This window comes from Pseudomonas sp. S32, from assembly GCF_016648095.1.
In the GTDB taxonomy this organism is placed as follows: domain Bacteria; phylum Pseudomonadota; class Gammaproteobacteria; order Pseudomonadales; family Pseudomonadaceae; genus Aquipseudomonas; species Aquipseudomonas parafulva.
Genome location: NZ_JACVVF010000068.1, coordinates 1 through 17,691, shown reverse-complemented (window position 1 = coordinate 17,691; position 17,691 = coordinate 1). Strand labels below are relative to the sequence as shown.

The following is a 17,691-nucleotide window of genomic DNA, read 5'->3' as shown; positions in this document are numbered from 1 at the left end:
CCTCCGCAAGCCCTCCGCTCGGCCTCCTGAAGTCGCAATCTGTGTTGCCTGAGCTATCGCGCGCTTAGAAGCAAAAGCAAAAGCAGTGGCGTACTTCAGTGAGATTGGCTGTTGCCAAAGAAGCAGATCAAGCGATCTCGATTCATCACTTCGAATACAAATCGACAGGCCAGCACCAAGAACGTGCAGGCGCATCGACCACGCACCAGTCTGTTACGTCAGCCTGCCCAAATAATGCGCTGTGACCCGCGCTAGCCCCGCTCCACCACTAGGCACACCCCTTGCAACCCCACTCCCCGCTTACCCAACACTCAAAAAAAACGCAGCGGAGAGAGCACATGAAGCGTCGCAGTTTGATCAAGGCCTTTACCCTCAGCGCATCGATCGCCGCCATGGGCCTGAGCTGGACCATCCAGGCCGCCGAAACCATCAAGGTCGGCATTCTCCATTCGCTGTCCGGCACCATGGCCATCTCCGAAACGTCGCTCAAAGACATGGCGCTGATGACCATCGACGAGATCAACGCCAAGGGCGGCGTCAACGGCAAGATGCTGGAGCCCGTGGTGGTAGACCCGGCCTCCAACTGGCCCCTGTTCGCCGAGAAGAGCCGCCAGCTGCTGACCCAGGACAAAGTGGCCGTGGTGTTCGGCTGCTGGACTTCGGTATCGCGTAAATCCGTGCTGCCGGTATTCGAAGAGCTCAATGGCCTGCTGTTCTACCCGGTGCAGTACGAGGGTGAAGAAATGTCGCCCAACGTGTTCTACACCGGCGCGGCGCCCAACCAGCAGGCCATCCCGGCCGTGGAGTACCTGATGAGCGAGGACGGCGGCAGCGCCAAGCGCTTCTACCTGCTGGGCACCGACTACGTCTACCCGCGCACCACCAACAAGATCCTGCGCGCCTTCCTGCACAGCAAGGGCGTGGCCGACAAGGACATCGAGGAGGTATACACCCCGTTCGGCCACAGCGATTACCAGACCATCGTCGCCAACATCAAGAAATTCTCCGCAGGCGGCAAGACCGCGGTCATCTCCACCGTCAACGGCGACTCCAACGTACCGTTCTACAAGGAGCTGGCCAACCAGGGCCTGAAGGCAACCGATGTGCCGGTGGTGGCGTTCTCGGTAGGTGAAGAAGAACTGCGCGGCATCGACACCAAGCCACTGGTAGGCCACCTGGCGGCCTGGAACTACTTCGAGTCGGTGGATAACCCGGTCAACCAGAAGTTCGTTGCCGACTGGAAAGCCTACGCCAAGGCCAAGAAACTGCCCGGCGCCGACAAGGCCGTGACCAACGACCCCATGGAAGCCACCTACGTGGGCATCCACATGTGGGCCCAGGCGGTGGAGAAAGCCAAGTCCACTGATGTGGACAAGGTACGTGAAGCACTGGCCGGCCAGACGTTCCAGGCACCGTCAGGCTTCACCCTGACCATGGACAAGACCAACCACCACCTGCACAAGCCGGTGATGATCGGCGAGATCCAGGACGACGGCCAGTTCAGCGTGGTGTGGGAGACCGAGCAACCCCTGCGCGCGCAGCCTTGGAGCCCCTTCATTCCAGGCAACGACAAGCGGCCGGATTATGCGGTGAAGAGTAACTGAGGCACTGCGGCCCCAATCGCAGGCAACCCGCGCCCACAGAGACAGCACTGGTTTCAAACCCTTCAATGCCGACGTGAGCGCGGGCTTGCCCGCGATGACTCCAACACCGATTTCCAGGATGGCCCAGATGCTCAGATACCTCCTCATCCTCTTGCTGCTCCTGCCCCTGGCTGCCGAAGCTAGTGAGGGCGAATTCTTTTTTGCCGCCAAGCCCGCCGAGCAGGCCCGCCTGCTCGAAAGCTGGGCCGCACAACCCGACCCTGCGCGCCTGGGCCTGCTGGAAAACCTGCGCCAGGGCCGCATCGCCCAGGACGATACCCGCAAAGTACGCCTGAACAACCGCTTGCGCGGGCTGATCGACAATGCACTGGCCAGCCATCAGCTGCTCAGTGACAACAGCGAAACCCGCCTGGCAGCGGCCAGGCAACTGCAAAAAAGCGCTCAGCCGGCGCAGATGGCCTGGCTGGACCGGCGCTATGCCAACGACCCCGACCCTGCCGTGCACGCCGCGCTCGGCCTGGCCCTGGCCAATCTGCAACTGGGCGCCAGCGAGCCTGGGGTACGCCTGGCCGCCGTGCGCCTGCTGGGCGAAACGGGCGACCCCATGGCCCGCACCCGCCTGGAAGCCTTGCTGCAACCGGAGGCTGAAGCCGACCCGGCAGTGCGCACCGCCGCCGAAACCAGCCTGGCCCAGGTCAAGCGCAAGCTCCTGATGGGTGAACTGCTGGGCCAGGCGTTCAGCGGCCTGTCGCTCGGTTCGATCCTGCTGCTGGCCGCCCTGGGCCTGGCCATTACCTTTGGCCTGCTGGGGGTCATCAACATGGCCCATGGCGAGATGCTGATGCTCGGCGCCTACAGCACCTACATGGTGCAGGTGCTGGTGCAGCGCTACGCCCCGGGCGCCATCGAGTTCTACCCGCTGATTGCCCTGCCGGTGGCGTTCGCGGTCAGTGCCGGGGTGGGCATGGCCCTGGAGCGCACGGTCATCCGCCACCTGTATGGCCGCCCACTGGAAACACTGCTGGCCACCTGGGGCATCAGCCTGATGCTGATCCAGGCCATCCGGCTGCTGTTCGGGGCGCAGAACGTCGAAGTCAGCAACCCGGGCTGGTTGTCCGGTGGCATCCAGCTGCTGCCCAACCTGGTACTGCCCTACAACCGCCTGGTGATCATCGTCTTCGCCCTGGCAGTGGTGCTGCTTACCTGGCTGCTGCTCAACCGCACGCGGCTAGGCCTGAACGTGCGAGCGGTCACCCAGAACCGCAACATGGCCGCCTGCTGCGGGGTGCCCACCGGGCGCATAGACATGCTGGCCTTCGGCCTGGGCTCGGGCATCGCCGGGCTGGGTGGCGTTGCCCTCAGCCAGGTCGGCAACGTGGGCCCGGACCTTGGCCAGAGCTACATCATCGACTCCTTCCTGGTGGTGGTGCTGGGCGGTGTCGGCCAGCTGGCCGGCAGCCTCTGGGCGGCCTTCGGCCTAGGCATCGCCAACAAGCTGCTGGAACCGCAGATAGGCGCGGTACTCGGCAAGATCCTCATCCTTGCGTTGATCATTCTGTTCATCCAGAAACGCCCGCAAGGCCTGTTCGCCCTCAAGGGACGGGTAATCGACTGATGAACCAGCCACTGCTTGTCACCGCTGCGCAAAAAGCCGGGCCACGCCTGTCGCTGGCCGCCGGCTGCGCCGCCACACTGGTGCTGGTAGCACTGCCGCTGCTGTCACTGCTGCCGGCAGAACATGCCCTGCACGTCTCGGCCTACACGCTGACCCTGGTGGGCAAGATCCTCTGCTACGCCATCGTCGCCCTGGCTCTGGACCTGGTGTGGGGCTACGCCGGGTTGCTGTCCCTGGGCCACGGCCTGTTCTTTGCCTTGGGCGGCTACGCCATGGGCATGTACCTGATGCGCCAGGCTGCCGGTGACGGGCTGCCCGGGTTCATGACCTTCCTGTCGTGGACCGAGCTGCCGTGGTACTGGGCCGGCACCCAGCACTTTGCCTGGGCCCTGTGCCTGGTCGTGCTGGCGCCCGGGCTGCTGGCGCTGGCGTTTGGCTGGTTTGCATTCCGCTCGCGCATCAAGGGCGTGTACTTCTCGATCATGACCCAGGCCCTGACCTTTGCCGGCATGTTGCTGTTCTTTCGCAACGAGACCGGTTTTGGCGGCAACAACGGCTTCACCAGCTTCCGGTCCATCCTGGGCTTCGACATTGCCGCGCCCGGCACCCGTGCGGTGCTGTTCCTGCTCACCGTGGGGCTGCTACTGGCCAGCCTGTACCTGTGCTGGCGGCTGACCCGCAGCAAGTTCGGGCGTTTGCTCACCGCCGTGCGCGATGCCGAGAACCGCATGATGTTCTGCGGCTACGACCCACGCGGGTTCAAGCTGCTGGTGTGGGTGCTCAGCGCTGTGCTGTGCGGTTTGGCAGGCGCCTTGTACGTGCCGCAGGTGGGCATCATCAACCCCAGCGAGATGTCGCCCACCAACTCCATCGAAGCCGCCGTGTGGGTCGCCCTGGGCGGGCGCGGCACATTGATTGGCCCGCTGCTCGGTGCCGGCCTGGTCAATGGCATGAAGAGCTGGTTCACCGTGGCCTTCCCGGAGTTCTGGCTGTTCTTCCTGGGCGCGCTGTTCATCCTGGTGACCCTGTACCTGCCCAAAGGGGTGGTCGGGCTGCTGAAGAAAAGGAGCCAGCCATGAGAGGCGTGCCGCCGGTTCACCCGGAATTCATGCTCGAACCCGTCTTCGACCAGCTTGGCGCCGGCCGCGAAGCCATTGGCCTCGGCCACAGCCGCAAAGCCGGCCTGGACACCCGCCACGGCACAGTGCTGAGCCTGGAGGACGTCAGCGTTAGCTTCGATGGCTTCAAGGCGCTGAATGCCCTGAACCTTTACATCGGCGTAGGTGAGCTGCGCTGCATCATCGGCCCGAACGGCGCCGGCAAGACCACCCTGATGGACGTGATCACGGGCAAGACCCGCCCCGATACCGGGACCGCCTACTTTGGCGACACCCTCGACCTGACCCGTATGAGCGAATACCAGATCGCCCAGGCCGGCATCGGCCGCAAGTTCCAGAAGCCTACGGTGTTCGAGGCACTGACGGTGTTCGAAAACCTGGAGCTGGCGCTCAAAGCCGACAAATCGGTATGGGCCAGCCTGGCCGCAAGGCTGAACGGTGAGCAGCGTGAACGTATCGAGCAGGTCCTCACCACCTTGCGGCTGCTGCCGCTGGCCGGGCGCCAGGCCGGCTTGCTGTCCCACGGGCAGAAGCAGTTTCTGGAGATTGGCATGCTGCTGGTGCAGGAGCCACAGCTGCTGTTGCTGGATGAGCCGGTGGCCGGCATGACCGACGCCGAGACCGAGTTCACCGCCGAACTGTTCAAAGGCCTGGCTGACAAGCATTCGCTGATGGTGGTGGAGCACGACATGGGGTTTGTCGGCAGCATCGCTGACCACGTGACGGTGTTGCATCAAGGCAGTGTGCTGGCGCAGGGGTCGCTGGAACAGGTGCAGGCGGATGAGCGGGTGGTCGAGGTGTATCTAGGCCGTTAGGGATTGAAACCTGGGCTGGCCCCTCGCGGGCCGGTGCAGGCACTGCAACGTTTCCGGGAATATTCACATGCTCAAGATCGACAGCCTGCACCAGTACTACGGCGGCAGCCACATCCTCAGGGGCCTGAGCTTCGAAGCCAAAGTGGGCGAAGTGACTTGCCTTCTGGGGCGTAACGGGGTGGGCAAGACCACCCTGCTGCGCTGCCTGATGGGCCTGGTACCGGCCCGCGAAGGCAGCGTGCAGTGGGAGGGCAAACCAATCACCACGCTCAAGCCCCAGCAACGGGTACAGGCCGGCATCGCCTACGTGCCCCAGGGCCGCGAAATCTTCCCGCGCCTGACCGTGGAGGAAAACCTGTTGATGGGCCTGTCGCGGTTCCCTGCCCGTGAAGCTCGCGAAGTGCCAGCCTTCATCTACGAGCTGTTCCCGGTACTCGAGCAGATGAAACAGCGACGTGGCGGCGACCTGTCCGGAGGCCAGCAGCAACAGCTGGCCATCGGGCGCGCCCTGGCCAGCCGGCCACGGCTGCTGATCCTCGACGAGCCTACCGAAGGTATCCAGCCGTCGGTGATCAAGGAGATAGGCGCCGTGATCCGCCGCCTGGCCCAGCGCGGCGACATGGCAATTTTGCTGGTGGAGCAGTTCTACGACTTTGCCGAAGCACTGGCCGACCAGTACCTGGTCATGGCCCGGGGCGAGATCATCCAGCGTGGCCGTGGCGAAAACATGCCGGCCGAGGGTGTACGCGGGCTGGTAACCATTTAACCTGCACGCAACCCCTTTGCGAGACGCTGTCATGAGTTACCAACTACGCGATGCCCTGCTCAGCGATGTGCCGGGCATTCTCGACATCTACAACGACGCGGTGCGCAACACCACGGCGATCTGGAACGAAACACCTGTAGACCTGGTTAACCGCCAGGCCTGGTTCGCGGCACGCGCGCAACAGGGCTACCCCATCCTGGTGGCGATGGACGAAACCGGCGTGCTCGGCTATGCGTCGTTTGGCGACTGGCGCCCGTTCGAAGGGTTTCGCAACACGGTGGAACACTCGGTGTACGTGCGCAGCGACCAGCGCGGCAAGGGCCTGGGGCCTGCGCTGATGACCCTGCTGGTAGAACGGGCCCGCAGCGGCGGCAAGCATGTGATGGTGGCCGCCATCGAGAGCGGCAACGCAGCCTCGGTGCGCCTGCACGAAAGGCTGGGCTTCGTGACCACCGGGCACATGCCGCAGGTTGGGGTTAAGTTCGGCCGTTGGCTGGACCTCACCTTCATGCAGTTGCTGTTGAACCCCGGGGCGGCGCCTACATCTGCGTGAACCTGCCCAGGCGCTGGCGCAACATGGTGTTCTCGCTGCGCAGTTGCTGCACCTCCTGCAGCAACTCCAGCGCCAGTGCCACACCCTCCCACTCCAGCTCCAGCTCGTGGTGCAGCTTGACGGCGCGCCTGGCCAGCAACGGCGCCTGATCGTCGAACAGCCAGTCCTCGGGCGTGCGCCCGGACGGTTCCACAATGCCGTGTTCGACGATCTCGATCACGCAGTCGGCCGTGACATCGGCCTCCTGACACAAGGTACGCATGTCCAGTTGAACGATCAGGGTGCTGCTCATGATCACTTACTCCATTGTGCCCTCGGGTTGAACGCGGCCTTTTCGGAAAGCTTGGCCCACAGTTCACGGGTTGACTCGTCGGAAGTGGCCGGCATGACCACCTTGAGCTGCGCATACAGGTTGCCACGCTGGCCTTGTTTGTCGGCCAGGCCCTTGCCCGGCACGCGCAGGCGCTGGCCGCTCTGGCTGTCGGGGCGGATGGTGAGGTTGATCTTGCCTTCCAGGGTAGGCACCGCCACCTTGGTGCCCAGGGCGGCTTCCCACGGTGCCAGCGGCACGGTGATGATCAGGTCGTGCCCTTCCACATCGAACAGCGGGTGCGGCGCCATGCGAATGGTCAGGAACAGGTCGCCGTTGGCGCCGCCACCACTGCCAGGTGCACCCTGGCCCTTCAGGCGGATGCGCTCGCCGTCGGTAACCCCCGCAGGAATCTTGACGTTCAGGGTTTTGGTGGTGAACCCGGTGCGTTGCCCCATGGCGTTGGTCTGCGGCACCTGGAAGCTGATCTGCTTGGACTCTTTGCTCAGTGTTTCTTCAAGGAATACTGCCAGTTCAAGCTCCACGTCCTGCCCCCGCCTGCCGGCACTGCGCTGCTGTTGCCGGGCGCCGCCGAAGGGGTTGCCACCCCGGCCACCGAACATCGAGCTGAAAAAATCGGAAAAATCGCCCCCTTCGAAGCCGCCGCCACCACCCGCGCCACGGCCTTCCCAGCCGGGCGGCGCCTGGAACGGTCGACCGTGCTGGCCACCGTACTTGCGGATCTCGTCGAATTCGGCGCGCTTCTGGGCGTCGCCCAGCACCTCGTAGGCCTCGTTGGCCTCCTTGAATTTGTCCTCGGCGTCGCGCTCCTTGCTGACGTCAGGGTGATACTTGCGGGCCAGCTTGCGATACGCGGCCTTGATCGCCTTGTCGTCCGCGGTGGGCTCTACGCCAAGTATCTTGTAGTAGTCTTTGAAGTCCATCTGGGGATCACCAATGTGAATGTGCGTATTGCTACAGAAGATAGGGGTCAAGCATAGCCTTTCAAGACCCGCTTGGGGTTGCGCCATGGCAGACGACCGGCCTTGATTCTCCAGCCAACTGGCATAAACTGCGCGGCCGTTTTACCTCCGGAAGCTCATTCCCATGTCCGACGTAACCCCGGCCCGCGCCCTGGGCATCGACTTTGGCACCTCCAATTCCACGGTTGGCTGGCACCGCCCTGGCCGGGAATCGCTGATTGCCCTGGAAGACGGCAAGATCACCTTGCCGTCCGTGGTGTTCTTCAATATGGAAGAGCGCCGCCCGGTTTACGGCCGCCTGGCGTTGCACGAATACCTGGAAGGCTACGAAGGCCGCCTGATGCGCTCGCTCAAGAGCCTGCTGGGCTCCAAGCTGATCAAGCACGACACCAGCGTGCTGGGCAGCGCACTGCCCTTCAAGGACCTGCTGGGCATGTTCATCGGCGAGCTGAAAAAGCGCGCCGAGGCCGAGGCCGGCCGCGAGTTCGGCCAGGTGGTGCTGGGCCGGCCGGTGTTTTTCGTCGACGAAGACCCAGCAGCCGACCAGGAGGCCGAAGACACCCTGGCCGAGGTGGCGCGCAAGCTCGGCTTCAAGGAGGTGTCGTTCCAGTACGAACCCATCGCCGCAGCCTTCGACTATGAGTCTGGCATCAGCCGCGAAGAGCTGGTGCTGATCGTCGACATCGGCGGCGGTACCTCCGACTTCACGCTCATCCGCCTGTCCCCGCAGCGCCACAACGTGGCCGAACGGCAAAACGACATTCTGGCCACTGGCGGCGTGCACATTGGCGGCACCGACTTTGACAAGCAACTGAGCCTGCAGGGCGTGATGCCCCTGTTCGGCTACGGCAGCCGCATGAAGAGCGGCGCGCTGATGCCCACCAGCTACCACCTGAACCTGGCGACCTGGCACACCATCAACGCCCTGTACTCGCAGAAGTCGCAGTTGGCCCTGGGCAGCATGCGCTACGACATCGAAGACACCCTGGGCGTGGACCGCCTGTTCAAGCTGATCGAGGAACGCGCCGGGCACTGGCTGGCCATGGAAGTCGAAGCCAGCAAGATCGAGCTGACCGAACAGCAAAGCCGCCGCGTGGACCTTGGCCGTATCGAGCGGGACCTGGGCGTAGACCTGTCGCGAGTACTGTTCGAAAGCGCCATCGAGGGGCTGCTGGAACGTGTGCGTGGAAGCGTGACCGAGCTGCTGGCCAAGGCCGGCGTGAGCGAAACGCAGGTCGACACGGTGTTCTTCACCGGGGGCTCCAGTGGCATACCTGCGCTGCGCAACAGCGTGGCGGCCATGCTGCCCAATGCGCAGCATGTGGAAGGCAACATCTTCGGCAGCATCGGCAGCGGCCTGGCCATCGAGGCCCGCAAGCGCTACGGCGCTGCCTGAGCCCGCGGGGCCTCATGCGCCCCAGGCACCCGCCTACACCAGTTCAGCGCGGCGCAGCTCGCTTTTCAGGTAGGCGTAATACACCGGCCCGGCCACCACGCCGGGCAGGCCGAACGCCGCTTCGAACACCAGCATTGCCAGCAGCAGTTCCCAGGCCTTGGCCCTGATCTGCCCTCCGACGATCTTCGCATTGAGGAAGTACTCCACCTTGTGGATGACGATCAGGTACACCAGCGCAGCGGCGGCTACCCAGATCGACAACGACAACCCGACGATGGTGATGAGGGTGTTGGACATCAGGTTGCCGATCACCGGCAGCAGGCCCAGCAGGAAGGTCAGTACGATCAGCGTCTTGGTCAGCGGCAGGTGCACGCCGAACAGCGGCAACACCACTGCCAGGAAGATGCCGGTAAACGCTGTGTTGAGCAGCGAGATCTTGATCTGCGCAAATACAATGTTGCGAAACGCCTGTACCAGCAAGCTCAGGCGCTCGAACAACGCCGCAGCCAAAGGCTTGCGCCGGGAAATGTCAGGGATGCGCTGCAACGCCACGATGGCGCCCAGGATCATGCCGATCAGCAGCGTCACGAACATGTGCGCCATGCCCTTGCCGACCAGCTGCAAGTCGCTGAGGTGGCTCTTGATCCAGTCCCCGATGGCCACCTTGAACTCTGCCGCACTGGCCGGCAGGTAGCCTTCGATGAACGGCGGCAACTGGCCCCGGGCGCGTTCTACCAGCGCCATGAACTTGTCCAGCGAGGCGCCTGGGTTTTCCGCTTCGTGCAGCAAGAAGCTGAAAGCACCGGCAATCAGCAGGGTCAGGGTGGTCACCACCAACGTGCTCAGCAGCGCCACCGCCAGCCAGCGTGCCCGCTGCCCGGCCATCAACGGCTGCAGGCGCGGGGTAAGCATGTTGACCAGCTCGAATACCAACAGGCCCGCCAACAGGCTGGGCAGCAACTTCAATGGCAACGCCAGCAGCAAACCGGCAAATACGATGATCCAACTGGCCAGGGTGACTTGGCGGGGGGTGAAGGTCATACAGCCTCAACGGCAGACAGCGAAGAAGATCCGCAGTCTGCCAGCGTTATGCCTGCACGCATAGGCGCAGGTCATTTCTTCTTCAGGCAGTCGCTCATGTAGGCCTTGCGCGCATCACCCTTGAGCGTCTTGGCCGTGGCGTCGGCGTTGCAGGTCTTCATTTTTTCCTGCTGGGTCTGCGGTGCCTGCTTCTTCAGGCACGTGCTCATGTACGCCTTGCGCTCATCACCCTTCAACGACTTGGCGCTGGCGTCGGCGTTGCAGGTTTTCATTTTTTCCTGCTGGGCGGTGTTGGCCGCGAAACCTTGGGCGCTGAACAGCACTGCCACCATCAAAAACGGAACGTGTAGCCATTTCATGACGTGATCTCCTGGGCCCCGCGCCCGATGCACGGTCGACGCAGTGAGTGTAGCCAAGAAATGCCAACGGCTCCCCCTGCCTGCCCACTTGCAGGCAATTGGCTAGCGCGATCGAACTCCTGGCGCTGCGCGAGGTTCAAAACTTGCACATACCCTTTTGTGCAAGGAGCGGGACGATGATCAAGCAGACCCTGGCGATTCTATTGGCCAGCGCCACCCTGGCCGCCTGTGGCAGCCGCCCGGAAAACCCGGTGGACTACGTGACCTATCGTGAAGAGCCGCTGGTCAAGCAGGTCGAGCACGGCATGACCATGCAGAAGGTCATCGCCATCGGCGGCAGCCCGTCCAATGTCATCGACCTGCCTAACGGCGGCACCTGCAACGACTACATCCTCAACCGTGATGGCCACCAGCAACCGTACTACGTGCGCTTCGATGCCACCGGCCATGTGGATGCAAAAGGCTTCAAAACCTGCAAACAACGTGAAGAAGACCGCGACGCCGTGCCAGGCGCGTAAGCCTTCCGGGATCACTCCACGACTACCTTGATATTTTCGGAGATAGACATGAGCTCGACTGAAATGACCGACGTACAGACCCTTCGCAAACGCGCCCGTGAGCACGTGGAAAATGGTGCGGTGACGGAAGGCTACAGCGCCGACCGCGAACGCATCATCACCCTGCTGAACGAGTCGCTGGCAACCGAACTGGTCTGCGTGCTGCGCTACAAGCGCCACTACTTCATGGCCTCTGGCGTCAAGGCCAGCGTGGCAGCCGAAGAGTTCCTGGAACATGCCAACCAGGAAGCCGAACACGCTGACAAGCTGGCCGAGCGTATCGTCCAGCTGGGCGGCGAGCCGGACTTCAACCCGGACAACCTGAGCAAGAACTCTCACGCTCAGTATGTGGCGGGCAAAACCCTGAAAGAGATGGTCCTGGAAGACCTGGTGGCCGAGCGTATCGCCATCGACAGCTACCGCGAGATCATCCAGTACATCGGTGACAAGGATCCGACTACCCGTCGCATCTTCGAAGACATTCTGGCGCAGGAAGAAGAGCACGCCGACGATATGTCGGACCTGCTCGATGGCCTGTGACAGGAGCTGCTGGAACCGAAAGAGGCCGCATTAGCGGCCTCTTTTTTTGGCTTTGAAGCTATGCACCGGGGCGAGCAGATCGCGATCCGTGCTCGCGTTTACCGGCGCCCTTTCACGGCTGCCGGTGCCTTGCCTTCCTTCATTTGCTGCAACAACGGGGTGCACTGGTTGGGGTCATCGCCGCTGCTGGGTGCGATCAGGGCCAGCAGGCCTGCGGCAGGCCCTGCAACCACACCCAGCGCTACCATGCCTGCGCCACGCAGTGCCAGGGGCACGGCCTGTACGCCCGCGCTGGGCTTGGCGAACTTGCCGCGTACGTACAACGGCGAACGCAGGGAGAACAGCCGCAGGCCCTTGGACTCCGGCGTAACCTTGAGGTCCAAGTGCTCGTTGGCGAAATTGGCCGTGCCGTTGATGTAGATGATCGCGTTCTCGGTATCGAAGATGAAGAGCCGCGTACTGGCCAGGCCATCCTTGATGCCCACATCGGCAGCGGCGCAGTTGATCTTCACATCTTCGTCACCGAACAGCTTGTCGACGATGTAATTGCCCACGTTCAAGCCTGCGATTTCCATGAGGCTACGGCTGATGGCACCATCGTTGACGAGCATGCGCAAGTCGCCGTTGGCCGTACCCAGCAATGCCGCCACGGAATTACCGCGGCCGCTGATGTCAGCGTCACCGTTCAGTTCGCCGAAACTGCTCTGCATGGGCGCAAAGGTGGGGAACAGCTGCTTGAGCTTGAAGCCACGCGCCGTCAGCTGGGCGCGGCCCTGCAACGGCACATTGCGGCCATCCAGGCGAATCCTCGAAGCCAGGTTGCCGCCCGCTACGCCAAAGCGCAGCGGTTCCAGGCGCAGCAGGCCATCGTCCAGGATCACGTGGGCCGAGAGGTCGGTGAATGGCAACTGCTCGCTGTGCACGATGCGCTTGCCAGCAAAGGTGACATCGGCATCCATGGCGCGCCAGCGTTCAGTGCGGAACTCCTCCACCGGCAGCACTTTGTCGGTGGGCTGCTTGCTGGCGCCACCACGGGCTTTTTGCTCAGCGTTGGAGTCGGCCCCGATCAGCGGCGCCAGGTCCTTGAACAGCAACTGGTTGGACACCAGCTTGCCCGACAGCTTGGGCCGCGGCTTGCTGCCGACGAAGGCCAGGTCACCATGGATGTCGCTGTCACCGATCTTGCCGTTGAAGCCTTGATACTCGAACGTGGCGCCTTGCGCGGCATGCAGGTTTGCCTTCAGGCGGCCATCGGTGGAATAGGCAGGGGTATCCGGCAGGGTCACACCGGTCAGCGGGTAGAGGTTGCCCAGGCTGGCACCCGACAGCCTCAGGCGCAGGTCCAGTGCGCCGAGGTTGCGGGGGTCGGTCAGGGTGCCGGCAAGCACCACATGGGTATCGGCAATCCGCACGTCGGCCTGCAGCGGGAATGGCTGGTTGGCGTCCTGCAGCGCCAGCAACCCGCCGATCTTGCCCGTGCCAGATACTGGCTGGTCTTTGTAACGGCCCTCGGCTTTCAGGCCGAAGGCATAGTCCTGGGCTGCCCCGGCCTTCTCGGCAGCGGCCTTGCCAACGATCTCGCTGAACGGGATAGGCTTGCCCAGCGGGTCGATCTGCACCTTCATGCGGGCCTTCAGGGTCTGGTCGTCGAAGCTGACGTTGCCCTGGTCGAAGCCGATCGCGCCAATGTCCAGCTGCCACTTGGAGGGCGTTTCGTTTTCATCCTTAGGGCCGAAGTCGAACGTCCAGTTGGCGCGGCCATCGGCCAGCCGGGTAAGGCTGGCGGTAGGCTTGGTCAGGTCGATGCGCGGGATGCTGATGCGCTGCGCCAGCAGCGGCAGCGGGGCCAGGCGAAACTCGACGCGCTCAAGGCCGACCATCTGCGGCGTCTTCAGCCAATCCGGGTTGCCCAGGGTAAGGTCCTCGGCAACGAAACGCGGCCAAGGTACCCAGGCACGCCAGCCGCCTTCCTCAGGCTCGGTGCGCCAGTGCACGGCGAGGTTGCCATTGATGGCGAACGGCCGATGCAGGGCTTCGGACACTTTCTCGTTGATCAGCGGCTTGACCCGGTTCCAGTCGAACGTGGCGATCACTACCACCAGGATCGCCAGCAGGGTCAGCAGCGTGAGCAGGGTCCAGAGGGTGATTCTGGCGGGACGCGTCATTGCGTGGGTCTCCATGCGCTATGGCGTAAACAGATACAGCGCTGATGCTGGTTTATGTGGGACTGACGAAACCCCTCAGGGTTTTATCGATGACGCCATCATAGCCAAGAATTTCCCTCTACCGCTCGCAAAGCCGCCAGCTAGACACCTTGGAACACGCTATCGATACGGTCGATGTTTACCATTACCAGGATGAACTTCTCTCTGGAGGTACGCGGCGTAGCATTGGCTTCGTACCCACTTTCCAGCCCCCAAGAGGAGCACCCGATCATGAAACGCCATCTCCTGACCCTGGCTTTGTCCGTACTTGCAGCCAATGCCTTTGCGCTGCCGGCCACCGAACAGCACCTGACAGCTGAGTCACGCGCCAGCACTGTCGAACACGTGCAGGCTTTAAAGACCGTAGCTGAAGGCGGCTCGGATCGCCTGATCGAACAACAGGGCCGCGTCGCCGAGGGCGGCTCGGATCGCCTGATCGAGCAACAGGGCCGCGTCGCCGAAGGCGGCTCCGATCGCCTGATCGAAACCCGTCGCGTGAGCTGACCCCATGGCTGACAAGCGCAAACGCTGTCACATGCTCCGCTCCCCCTTGGCCCGGTCCATTGACCGGGCTTCGTTTTTTTAACTAGAGTGCCCAGCCTCACCGTCAAAGAAGCCCGCATCATGTTGCCGCGCGCCGAACAGAAGCTGCAAACCCGCCAGGCCCTGCTGGATGCCGCCTGCCTGCTCATGGAGAGTGGCCGCGGGTTCGGCAGTATCAGCCTGCGTGAAGTGGCCAAGACGGCGGGCATTGTGCCCACCGGTTTCTACCGGCACTTTTCCGATATGGATGCCCTGGGCCTGGCCTTGGTGGCCGAGGTCGACAATACCTTCCGCCAGACCATCCGCCTGGTGCGGCAAAACGAATTCGAACTGGGCGGCATCACCGACGCCTCGGTGCGTATCTTCCTGGATGTGGTCGCCGCCCACCGCGCGCAGTTTCTGTTTCTGGCCCGCGAGCAGTATGGTGGCTCCCAGGCCGTACGCCAGGCCATCGCCTGCCTGCGCCAGAACATCAGCGACGACCTGGCCACTGACCTGGCCCGCATGAAGCGCTGGCAGCATCTTGACGGTGCGGCGCTGGCGGTAATGGCTGACCTGGTGGTGAAAACCGTGTTCGCGACCCTGCCCGAGCTGATCGACAGCCCGGGGCCGGGTTATCCACAAGCACTCACGGCCCAGGAAAAGATCACCCAGCAGTTGCGCTTCATTTTCGTGGGCGCTCGCCATTGGCAAGGGCTTGGCAATCCGGGTTGACGGGTGACCTGGGGTGAGGCCTGCACAGGCAACTGCACACCCTACTTCTGCTACCATGGCGCCCTGCCTGACAGCGACGAGCGCGAACATGTCTCACCCCTCTTCTTCCCTGCCCGCCCTGGCCCGTTTCAGCCAACACTTCGCCGAATGCATCGTGCCGCTGTGGCAGGGGCCAGGCTGGAACGCCGACCTGGCCTTGCCGTTTGAGGCGCTGGATGCCAACCGTCGTCCGTTGCCGGTTCAACGCTACCGGGCCATGGCCTGTGCACGTCAGTTGTACCTTTTCAGCAGCCGCATCGGCGAGCCCGGTGCTGCCGAACGGGCGGCGGCGCTGTTCCGCTCGCTGCAAAAGCACTTCCACGATGCTGAGCACGGCGGCTGGTTCTACAGCATCGACGCCCAGGGCAAGCCGCTTGATCGGCGCAAGGACCTGTACACCCACGCCTTCATCGTGTTCGCCTGCGCGCACTATTGGGGCCAGGTCAAACAGAGCCTCATCGAATCCACCCTGAACGCCGCGCTCGATATCATTGCCCAGCAGTTCGCCCGTGACGATGGCCTGTACGAAGCCTGCCTGGGTGAAGACTGGGCCGACCTGGGCAGCGGCCCGCTGCAGAACCCGCAGATGCACCTGGCCGAAGCGTTCCTCAACGTGCTGGCAGTGCGTGACGACCACCCCGTTCGCCAGGCGCTGCTGCAGCTGTGCGATGCCCTCGAAGCGCACTTCATCGAACCGGGTCACGGCCTGATGCTGGAAAAGCCACGCGGTGCTGTGGATAACTGGTTCGAGCCGGGGCATCAGTTCGAGTGGTTCTACCTGCTGCACACCTCGCCCCTGCTGCGCGACACGCCCCTGCACGCTTCCATCGACCGGGCCTTCGGCTTTGCCGAGCGGTTCGGGGTAAAAGGGGCTGCGGTGCTGGCCACGCTAGATGTGCACGGCAATGTACTGGACGCTACCCAGCGCATCTGGGCACAGGCTGAATACCTGCGGGCCTTGGCCCTGCGGCCTGGTAGCCAGGCCATGCTCCCTGCCCAGCTAGAGGCGATGGAACGGCAGTTTCTGCATGCCGGCGGCTGGTATGAATGCCGGGACGGCGAGGGGGCAGTAAGCCGGCATGACATGCCGTCTACCACCCCCTACCACCTGGCAACCTGCCTGGAAGGCCTGCAAAGCTTGGCCTAAGCCCTTCGCAGTCAGCCCTTGGCAGAACGGTCGATGGCGAACCCAGCCCAGTCCTGGCTCACCGGCATCAGTTCCAGGCTGTTGATATTGATGTGCGCAGGCTGGTTGAGAATCCAGAAGATGGTCTCGGCAATGTCCTGGGGCTGAATGGGCTCGGCGCCGGCGTAGGTGGCATCGTATTTCGCCTGGTCCCCAGCAAAGCGCACCAGCGAGAACTCGCTCTCGCACAGCCCGGGCTCGATATTGCTCACCCGCACGCCGGTGCCGCGCAGGTCACAGCGCAGGCTTAGGGAAAACTGCCCGACAAACGCCTTGGTGCCGCCATACACGTTGCTGCCAGGGTATGGGTAGTTACCTGCCACCGACCCCACGTTAAGGATCGACGCCCCACGGCCGTGCGCGATCAGGCGTGGCAGCAGCAGGCGTGTGGTGAACATCAGGCCTTTGATGTTGGTGTCGACCATGGTCTCCCAGTCGTCCAGGCTGCAGTTTTGCGCCGCATCCACACCCAACGCCAGGCCCGCGTTGTTGACCAGGCCCTGCAGCTTGTCGAAGCCTGCCGGCAGGTTGGCGATGGCCTGCTCCATGGCTTTGCGGTCACGCACGTCCAGTACCAGGCCATGCACCTCGGTCTTGGCGGACAGTTCGGCGCACAGCGCATCAAGGCGGTCCTTGCGCCGGCCCGTCAGCACCAGTTTCCAGCCTGCCTCGGCAAAACGTCGGGCAGTGGCCTCGCCAAAGCCGGAGGTGGCGCCAGTGATGAAGACGGTGGATGTCATGCAGTGTTCCTCACGGTAGGAGTGTGGGCAGGGGTGCAGCATGCCCGCGCCACGCACACTCAGCAAGACGTGGTGCAGCTGGTCATTTTTTGTTCATATGCCGCAAACCCTTGCCATTAGCGGGCTAGAGCCAGCTATGCGCACGTTATCCACAAGCCTTTCCCCACTGAATGGGGGCAACTTCTGCCCTGAGCGGAACCCGTTCAGCCTTGTACGGTCCGCGATCGATCCATGGGTGATGGCCCAAGGCTTTCAGCCATGCCGCCTACAGCACTCTGTCCAAGGTTTTTGCACAGACTTACCCACAGCCTTTGCAACAATCCTCAAATCCGCACAGGGCGTTGAAAACACACAGAAATCCATCCACAGCAGGCCATTGATCAAAAAACGATCAAAGCTCTGTAGGCCACGTGTTATGTGGCTTAGGTGAACATGCCACCATGTTTTCCACAGGCGGTTGCACATTATCCGTGGACAACCTTCGGCCTGTGGAAAACGGTGATGCTGGCGGGATAAAAGGCATCATGGCAAATGGGGTGCGACAGGTTGTCCACACTGTAGGAGCGAGCGCAGCTCGCGATGCGCCGCGCGGGCGGCGCTCGATCTCA

The 17,691-nt window shown here is 63.1% G+C and carries 19 protein-coding genes and 1 pseudogene; 12 read left to right on the top strand and 8 right to left on the bottom strand.

The genetic code is table 11. The annotated features are described in order from the left end of the window. The coding region (locus tag IAE38_RS24025) for a hypothetical protein (RefSeq protein WP_236404335.1) at positions 1-195 on the bottom strand (195 nt) is incomplete at its 3' end. Between the two features lie 143 nt (positions 196-338). Between IAE38_RS24025 and urtA the strand changes: the two genes are divergently transcribed. From urtA to IAE38_RS22345, 6 genes are all read left to right on the top strand, one after another. Next, a complete protein-coding gene (gene urtA / locus IAE38_RS22370; protein WP_028631795.1) occupies positions 339-1,604 on the top strand; it encodes an urea ABC transporter substrate-binding protein in 1,266 nt (421 codons plus the stop codon). A 127-nt stretch (positions 1,605-1,731) separates the two neighbouring features. Further along, the gene (gene urtB, locus IAE38_RS22365; RefSeq protein WP_201219334.1) at positions 1,732-3,219 is read left to right on the top strand and encodes an urea ABC transporter permease subunit UrtB; all 1,488 of its coding nucleotides are present in this window, start codon (positions 1,732-1,734) and stop codon (positions 3,217-3,219) included. Then, positions 3,219-4,298, top strand: a complete 1,080-nt coding sequence (urtC, locus tag IAE38_RS22360; protein WP_201219332.1) for an urea ABC transporter permease subunit UrtC — start codon at positions 3,219-3,221, stop codon at positions 4,296-4,298. Before urtB ends, urtC begins: the two co-directional genes overlap by 1 nt. Further along, entirely contained in the window at positions 4,295-5,152 is an 858-nt protein-coding gene (gene urtD / locus IAE38_RS22355; RefSeq protein WP_201219330.1) for an urea ABC transporter ATP-binding protein UrtD, read from the top strand. The genes urtC and urtD overlap by 4 nt, the downstream gene beginning before the upstream one ends. 67 nt (positions 5,153-5,219) lie before the next feature. Continuing rightward, entirely contained in the window at positions 5,220-5,918 is a 699-nt protein-coding gene (urtE, locus tag IAE38_RS22350; RefSeq protein WP_060480671.1) for an urea ABC transporter ATP-binding subunit UrtE, read from the top strand. Positions 5,919-5,949: 31 nt separating this feature from the next. After that, positions 5,950-6,471, top strand: a complete 522-nt coding sequence (locus IAE38_RS22345; RefSeq protein ID WP_201219328.1) for a GNAT family N-acetyltransferase — start codon at positions 5,950-5,952, stop codon at positions 6,469-6,471. On the opposite strand, the gene IAE38_RS22340 is transcribed toward IAE38_RS22345, so the two are convergent. Beyond that, the gene (locus tag IAE38_RS22340; RefSeq protein ID WP_201165496.1) at positions 6,458-6,763 is read right to left on the bottom strand and encodes a chaperone modulator CbpM; all 306 of its coding nucleotides are present in this window, start codon (positions 6,761-6,763) and stop codon (positions 6,458-6,460) included. The two genes, IAE38_RS22345 and IAE38_RS22340, sit on opposite strands and share 14 nt — an antisense overlap. A gap of 2 nt (positions 6,764-6,765) precedes the next feature. Beyond that, positions 6,766-7,725, bottom strand: coding sequence for a curved DNA-binding protein (gene cbpA, locus IAE38_RS22335; protein ID WP_028631802.1), 960 nt, complete (start codon positions 7,723-7,725; stop codon positions 6,766-6,768). A 163-nt stretch (positions 7,726-7,888) separates the two neighbouring features. Here cbpA and IAE38_RS22330 point away from each other — a divergent pair, with 163 nt between their 5' ends. Further along, positions 7,889-9,160 (top strand): Hsp70 family protein, encoded by a 1,272-nt coding sequence (locus IAE38_RS22330; protein ID WP_201219326.1) that lies wholly within the window; start codon positions 7,889-7,891, stop codon positions 9,158-9,160. 33 nt (positions 9,161-9,193) lie between these two features. Here IAE38_RS22330 and IAE38_RS22325 read toward each other — a convergent pair whose 3' ends face one another. Next, positions 9,194-10,201, bottom strand: a complete 1,008-nt coding sequence (locus IAE38_RS22325) for an AI-2E family transporter (protein ID WP_028631804.1) — start codon at positions 10,199-10,201, stop codon at positions 9,194-9,196. Positions 10,202-10,272: 71 nt separating this feature from the next. Continuing rightward, positions 10,273-10,560 (bottom strand): PsiF family protein, encoded by a 288-nt coding sequence (locus IAE38_RS22320; protein ID WP_028631805.1) that lies wholly within the window; start codon positions 10,558-10,560, stop codon positions 10,273-10,275. 176 nt (positions 10,561-10,736) lie between these two features. Here IAE38_RS22320 and osmE point away from each other — a divergent pair, with 176 nt between their 5' ends. Further along, on the top strand, positions 10,737-11,078 hold the full coding sequence (gene osmE / locus IAE38_RS22315; protein ID WP_028631806.1) for an osmotically-inducible lipoprotein OsmE: 342 nt from the start codon (positions 10,737-10,739) through the stop codon (positions 11,076-11,078). Between the two features lie 48 nt (positions 11,079-11,126). Then, on the top strand, positions 11,127-11,657 hold the full coding sequence (locus IAE38_RS22310; RefSeq protein ID WP_201219324.1) for a ferritin-like domain-containing protein: 531 nt from the start codon (positions 11,127-11,129) through the stop codon (positions 11,655-11,657). 98 nt (positions 11,658-11,755) lie between these two features. On the opposite strand, the gene IAE38_RS22305 is transcribed toward IAE38_RS22310, so the two are convergent. Together IAE38_RS22305 and IAE38_RS24120 are read right to left on the bottom strand one after the other, a co-directional pair. After that, the gene (locus IAE38_RS22305) at positions 11,756-13,822 is read right to left on the bottom strand and encodes an AsmA family protein (protein WP_201219322.1); all 2,067 of its coding nucleotides are present in this window, start codon (positions 13,820-13,822) and stop codon (positions 11,756-11,758) included. Positions 13,823-13,962: 140 nt separating this feature from the next. Then, entirely contained in the window at positions 13,963-14,094 is a 132-nt protein-coding gene (locus IAE38_RS24120) for a hypothetical protein (RefSeq protein ID WP_256217453.1), read from the bottom strand. Here IAE38_RS24120 and IAE38_RS22300 point away from each other — a divergent pair. The 3 genes and pseudogenes from IAE38_RS22300 to IAE38_RS22290 all read left to right on the top strand — a co-directional run. Further along, positions 14,093-14,347 (top strand): annotated as a pseudogene (locus IAE38_RS22300) (phage infection protein); the annotation flags it as partial. The gene IAE38_RS24120 and the pseudogene IAE38_RS22300 sit on opposite strands and share 2 nt — an antisense overlap. 138 nt (positions 14,348-14,485) lie before the next feature. Then, positions 14,486-15,118 (top strand): TetR family transcriptional regulator, encoded by a 633-nt coding sequence (locus IAE38_RS22295; protein ID WP_028631809.1) that lies wholly within the window; start codon positions 14,486-14,488, stop codon positions 15,116-15,118. 88 nt (positions 15,119-15,206) lie between these two features. After that, on the top strand, positions 15,207-16,304 hold the full coding sequence (locus IAE38_RS22290; RefSeq protein ID WP_201219320.1) for an AGE family epimerase/isomerase: 1,098 nt from the start codon (positions 15,207-15,209) through the stop codon (positions 16,302-16,304). 11 nt (positions 16,305-16,315) lie between these two features. Here IAE38_RS22290 and IAE38_RS22285 read toward each other — a convergent pair whose 3' ends face one another. Beyond that, entirely contained in the window at positions 16,316-17,083 is a 768-nt protein-coding gene (locus IAE38_RS22285; RefSeq protein WP_028631811.1) for an SDR family oxidoreductase, read from the bottom strand. Positions 17,084-17,691: the final 608 nt, after the last annotated feature.

Bases quoted from the DNA above. Each gene is read 5' to 3' on its own strand.
- IAE38_RS22340 (WP_201165496.1), bottom strand. From the start codon at position 6,763: ATGAGCAGCACCCTGATCGTTCAACTGGACATGCGTACCTTGTGTCAG.
- IAE38_RS22345 (WP_201219328.1), top strand. From the start codon at position 5,950: ATGAGTTACCAACTACGCGATGCCCTGCTCAGCGATGTGCCGGGCATT.
- osmE (WP_028631806.1), top strand. From the start codon at position 10,737: ATGATCAAGCAGACCCTGGCGATTCTATTGGCCAGCGCCACCCTGGCC.
- IAE38_RS22310 (WP_201219324.1), top strand. From the start codon at position 11,127: ATGAGCTCGACTGAAATGACCGACGTACAGACCCTTCGCAAACGCGCC.
- IAE38_RS22305 (WP_201219322.1), bottom strand. From the start codon at position 13,822: ATGACGCGTCCCGCCAGAATCACCCTCTGGACCCTGCTCACGCTGCTG.
- urtD (WP_201219330.1), top strand. From the start codon at position 4,295: ATGAGAGGCGTGCCGCCGGTTCACCCGGAATTCATGCTCGAACCCGTC.
- urtB (WP_201219334.1), top strand. From the start codon at position 1,732: ATGCTCAGATACCTCCTCATCCTCTTGCTGCTCCTGCCCCTGGCTGCC.
- IAE38_RS22290 (WP_201219320.1), top strand. From the start codon at position 15,207: ATGTCTCACCCCTCTTCTTCCCTGCCCGCCCTGGCCCGTTTCAGCCAA.
- IAE38_RS22285 (WP_028631811.1), bottom strand. From the start codon at position 17,083: ATGACATCCACCGTCTTCATCACTGGCGCCACCTCCGGCTTTGGCGAG.
- urtC (WP_201219332.1), top strand. From the start codon at position 3,219: ATGAACCAGCCACTGCTTGTCACCGCTGCGCAAAAAGCCGGGCCACGC.
- IAE38_RS22320 (WP_028631805.1), bottom strand. From the start codon at position 10,560: ATGAAATGGCTACACGTTCCGTTTTTGATGGTGGCAGTGCTGTTCAGC.
- cbpA (WP_028631802.1), bottom strand. From the start codon at position 7,725: ATGGACTTCAAAGACTACTACAAGATACTTGGCGTAGAGCCCACCGCG.
- IAE38_RS24120 (WP_256217453.1), bottom strand. From the start codon at position 14,094: ATGATCGGGTGCTCCTCTTGGGGGCTGGAAAGTGGGTACGAAGCCAAT.
- urtE (WP_060480671.1), top strand. From the start codon at position 5,220: ATGCTCAAGATCGACAGCCTGCACCAGTACTACGGCGGCAGCCACATC.
- IAE38_RS22295 (WP_028631809.1), top strand. From the start codon at position 14,486: ATGTTGCCGCGCGCCGAACAGAAGCTGCAAACCCGCCAGGCCCTGCTG.
- IAE38_RS22325 (WP_028631804.1), bottom strand. From the start codon at position 10,201: ATGACCTTCACCCCCCGCCAAGTCACCCTGGCCAGTTGGATCATCGTA.
- IAE38_RS22330 (WP_201219326.1), top strand. From the start codon at position 7,889: ATGTCCGACGTAACCCCGGCCCGCGCCCTGGGCATCGACTTTGGCACC.
- urtA (WP_028631795.1), top strand. From the start codon at position 339: ATGAAGCGTCGCAGTTTGATCAAGGCCTTTACCCTCAGCGCATCGATC.